Below are 4,463 nucleotides of genomic sequence, written 5' to 3' on the forward strand. Positions count from 1 at the left end.
TTGGAATTGATGCTTGTTTTTCTGGCATGCCGGTATCTTTCTCTGGTGATTTATTCCTTCTTCCTGAGTAAGAGAATCGAGCGCCTGGCAGCCCATGTCGATTTCACCTTTATTTGGAATTTCCTGAAGAAACTCCAAACCTTTGTCTTGATTATTGTATTTGTGACGATTTACTGGCGTTTGGATATCATTATGCTGACCAAAATGGATGGTACCGTTGCCAGTGGGATTTACAGCGCTGCCTACCGCCTTTTCCAGATTTTTATCATCATTCCCCAAAGCTTTGTCTATTCACTGTTTCCGATTATTTCTAAAAAATTCGGTGGAGAAGGCCAATCGTTTCAGGAAACCGTCGAGCGGGGTGTTCGCTACCTGTTGTTTTTCAGCATTCCTATGACGGTTTTGATGATTGTTCTGGCAAAGCCGGTTATTTTCCTCTTGTATGGACAAAAATTTTCCGAATCGATTGCTGTTTTGAAAATTCTCATGTTGACCATTATTCCCTACAGCATTACCGTGATGATGGGATACACGCTCGTTGCCAGCAATCTGCAAAAATACGATATGATCATCAATGGCAGCAGTGTGGTGGTCAATGCGACGCTCAATTATTTTTTGATTTCCCGATGGGGGTACAATGGTGCTGCCGCAGCCACGTTTTTGTCGATTTGCTTCTATTTGATTTTTCAATATCCGATTGTGCGTAAGTATTTGTTTCACATCCACTTTAGTAAATATATTGTGAAGCCTCTATTGGCTTCCGTTTTGGTCGGACTTCTGCTGTTTTACCTGATTCATTGGAATGTTTTCCTGAATATCGGAATTGGAATTGTTTTTTATTTGGCTTTATTGTATATTTTATCTTACTATGATCGCGAAGAGAAGCTGTATTTTAAACAGCTGGTTTTGGCGCTAAAAAGACCGCAATAAGTATTGAAATGAAGGAGAGAGGAAGCGTGGATACGTCCGTCATGAAAAACAGCATTATTTTTTTTATATTGGGTGTTTTATTTGGTGGTTTTATCTCTTTGACTGTGCTTAGAGAAGCGATCCCTTTACGAAGCCATGTGTACATGATTGCGATTACGGCCATTTCCATCATTCCCTTATCTGTTGCCCTTTTTGTCTGGTATCTTAATATTCTTAAAACGGTCAAGAAAACCTTCGGTACAAAAGGAGGGAATATTATTGGAACGCTGTTGACATTTATTGTGGTAACCAATATCATTATTTTTGTGGTTGTAACCGCCCTGTTTTTTGCTGCGATTGCTTGATCTGCCCACCAATAGGCGCGAAGCGGCCTGATTTGCCCTCCTGTTTTCAGAGTCTTTAGCAGATATGTAGTGAAAAAACATGAACTGCACTGTTTCATTTCAATCTACCCGTTATAAATAGTGGTTTAATTCGAACCACTATTTTTATTTGGAAGCATTCATAAAAACACGTCCGTATAGGTAACTTATTGATAATTAATAAACTCCAAATGGTTCATTGTGGTACGATTTATGCTCAAATATCCTATTTGGAAGAAAATTAAGGGAGCAAATTTTGAATGTACTCATCGTTATTCCCGCTTACAATGAGGAAAAAAATATTGCCAACGTAGTTCGGGAAATTCGGGCAACCAACCCCGGTGCGGATATTCTTGTCATTGATGACGGTTCGGCCGACAGAACCGCCGAAATGGCCAGGAACGAAGGAGCGAAGGTGGTTTCCCATGTGTTAAATACGGGTTACGGCGGAGCGCTGCAGACGGGGTACCGGTATGCGACCGCCAATCATTATGATGTGCTTGTCCAAATTGACGGAGATGGTCAGCATGACCCCAAATTTATCTCTCAAATGGTTTCTCTGGTTGAGGAGGGTACGGCGGATTTGGTGATTGGCAGCCGTTTTCTGGAAAAGGGGACGTCATATAAAGTCCCCTTCAATCGACGGCTTGGTATGAAACTGTTTCAATCCATCATCTATCTGTTGACCCGGCAAAATATTTCCGATCCCACATCGGGCTACCAGGCACTGTCCCGGAAGGTATTTCGCTTTTTTGCGAAAGGGAATGTATTTCCATCGGATTATCCCGATGCCGATGTAATCGTATTGCTCATTTCCCTCGGATTTAAAATTACTGAAATTCCGGTCGTCATGTACGAAAATCCGACGGGAAAATCCATGCACAACGGTCTAAAACCTATTTTTTATATGATTAAAATGTTTTTATCCCTTTATATTGCCAAAACCAATACTAATGTAAGGATTTAGTGATGCCACTCAAAGCGAGACTTTTTTTACTGCTCCTGAGTTTGGGGATGTTTGTGTTTATTCTTCAGCTCATTCGGGGCCGACGACTCAAAATCGAGCATTCCATTCTCTGGTTGACGGTAAGTGTTTTGATGATTATTCTCTCGGTTTGGCAGGGTTTTACAGATCAGATTGCCCGTGCGATTGGAATTGATTATCCCCCTGCACTCTATTTTGCCATTGCCATTGTGTTTGCATTTTTAATGCTTCTGCATTTGTCCATGGAACTTTCCAAGATGAAAGACCGAATTAAGACGCTCAATCAAGAACTGTCGATCAGCGAATTATATATCCAGGAGTTGAAGCAAAAACAACATGAAAATACAGAGATTAACGAAGGAAACTGAAGCGGCCTGGGACCAGTATGTGCTCCGTCACCCTCACGGTAATTTTTACCAGCTTTCGGGGTGGCAGGAGGTTTATGCATCTGTTTTCCAGTTTGTTCCGCAGTATTATTTTGCTGTCGAGAATAGCCGGATTGTTGGGGTTTTGCCTCTGATCTTAATGAGAAACATTCTGGGAAAACCGTTTTTGGTTTCCACTCCTTTTTCCAGCTACGGTGGGGTTTGTTTTGATACCCGGGAGGCCGGGCAATTCCTTTTAAAATGGGCGAAGCACCTGGCGGCAAAGTATGGCGTTCAATATGTGGAATTCCGTCAATATGAGCAAACCTTTGGCCATCTTCCTCAAAAGGATGTTTTTGTTCGATTGGTAACCAAATTAAGTTCGGATCCTGAGGAGCTTTGGAAGCATTCTCTCAAACCAAAGATTCGCCGGTTTGTTAGACAGGGCGAAAAAAAGGGGCTTTATGCGGATTGGGGACACCATTATCTGAACGATTTCTATCGCATATTTACAACGAACATGAAACGCCTGGGAACGCCGGCCCATCCCATTGGGCTGTTTGGAAAATTAATTGAGAAATTTGGCGATCAGGTCAAATTGTTGGTTGTAAAGTACGAAAAAAGGGTGATTGGGGGAATGTTTATGGTTGATTACGCCGGGAGAATTCTCACCGATCCGTGGGTCTCTTCTTTAAGCGAATTTAATCATTTGCGGCCAAACCATATTCTGTACTGGAATGCTCTGAAATACGGCTGCGAGAACGGGTATGATTTTTTTGACTTTGGGCGGTCAACACAGGGAACAGGAACCTATGAGTTCAAAAAACCCTGGGGGGCGGAGGCTCTGGTTCTTCCTTATGAATATTACCTGCACAAAGCCGGAACCATCCCGGAGGTCGATGCCAACAACAACAAGTATGAATTTTTAATTTCCGTTTGGAAAAAGCTTCCGCTGCCGTTGGCTACGGCCGTGGGAAAGCGTGTGGTGAAATTTTTACCGGAATTGTAAAAACACTGAATTGGATTATCCATTAATGAACAACACCTACCACATAATGACGTGTGATCTGGAAGATTGGTACCACCCCAGTTTGGTGGGAGCGCCATTTGAAAAATGGAAAACATTTGAGAGTCGGATTGACAAAACCACGGATATGATTTTGAATCTTTTCCGGGAAACCCATACGCAGGCTACGTTTTTTGTGTTGGGGTATGTGGCCGAACAGTTTCCGGAAGTTATTGCCAAAATTGCCCGACATGGGCACGAGATCGCTTCCCATAGCTACCAGCACAAGTTGGTTTACGATATGACGCCGGAGGCATTTCAAAAGGATACGGAAAAGGCGGTTTCAATTTTAAAGGGCATTACGGGCAAAGCGCCAAAGGGGTATCGGGCGCCCTCCTGGTCAACGTCTATCCGTTTGGAGTGGTACTGGGAGATTTTAAGAGACATGGGTTTTAAATATGATTCCAGTCTTTACCCGTACAAAACCTTTTTATATGGGGATAATTCAAATCCGCGCACGCCCTATCGACTTGAAAAATACGGATTGTTTGAAATTCCTCCTTCTGTGGGGGAAGTTTTTTCCAAAAGAATCCCCTACGCCGGGGGATTCTTCCTTCGGGCTCTTCCTTCATTTTTTATTCACACCTTTATTCGTCAGTACGATCGAATGGGATCCCCTGCCGTTTTGTATTTTCACCCGTGGGAATTGGATCCTGGAATTCCCAAACAAAAACTGGGATTGAAAAATAACTTTATTACGTATGTCAATATTGGACGGTTTCAGAAAAAGATAAAAAAACTCTCGCAAACCTACC

General features: G+C 42.6%; 6 protein-coding genes. All 6 read left to right on the plus strand.

Annotation, left to right across the window (positions count from 1 at the left end):
- Positions 1–930 (plus strand): oligosaccharide flippase family protein (locus GXO76_02005; protein ID NOY76623.1); only part of this gene is annotated, 930 nt, incomplete at its 5' end.
- Positions 931–956: 26 nt separating this feature from the next.
- Complete coding sequence (locus GXO76_02010; protein NOY76624.1) at positions 957–1,274, plus strand: hypothetical protein; 318 nt, start codon at positions 957–959, stop codon at positions 1,272–1,274.
- Between the two features lie 271 nt (positions 1,275–1,545).
- Positions 1,546–2,259 (plus strand): glycosyltransferase family 2 protein, encoded by a 714-nt coding sequence (locus GXO76_02015; GenBank protein NOY76625.1) that lies wholly within the window; start codon positions 1,546–1,548, stop codon positions 2,257–2,259.
- 2 nt (positions 2,260–2,261) lie between these two features.
- Positions 2,262–2,645 (plus strand): DUF2304 domain-containing protein, encoded by a 384-nt coding sequence (locus tag GXO76_02020; GenBank protein NOY76626.1) that lies wholly within the window; start codon positions 2,262–2,264, stop codon positions 2,643–2,645.
- The gene (locus GXO76_02025; protein NOY76627.1) at positions 2,614–3,651 is read left to right on the plus strand and encodes a FemAB family PEP-CTERM system-associated protein; all 1,038 of its coding nucleotides are present in this window, start codon (positions 2,614–2,616) and stop codon (positions 3,649–3,651) included. The genes GXO76_02020 and GXO76_02025 overlap by 32 nt, the downstream gene beginning before the upstream one ends.
- Positions 3,652–3,661: 10 nt before the next feature.
- Positions 3,662–4,463 (plus strand): DUF3473 domain-containing protein (locus GXO76_02030; GenBank protein NOY76628.1); only part of this gene is annotated, 802 nt, incomplete at its 3' end.

This window comes from Calditrichota bacterium (genome assembly GCA_013151735.1).
Classification (GTDB): Bacteria; Zhuqueibacterota; JdFR-76; order JdFR-76; family BMS3Abin05; genus BMS3Abin05.

Coding starts and splice junctions, on each gene's coding strand:
- GXO76_02020 (NOY76626.1), top strand. CDS start 2,262: ATGCCACTCAAAGCGAGACTTTTTTTACTGCTCCTGAGTTTGGGGATG.
- GXO76_02025 (NOY76627.1), top strand. CDS start 2,614: ATGAAAATACAGAGATTAACGAAGGAAACTGAAGCGGCCTGGGACCAG.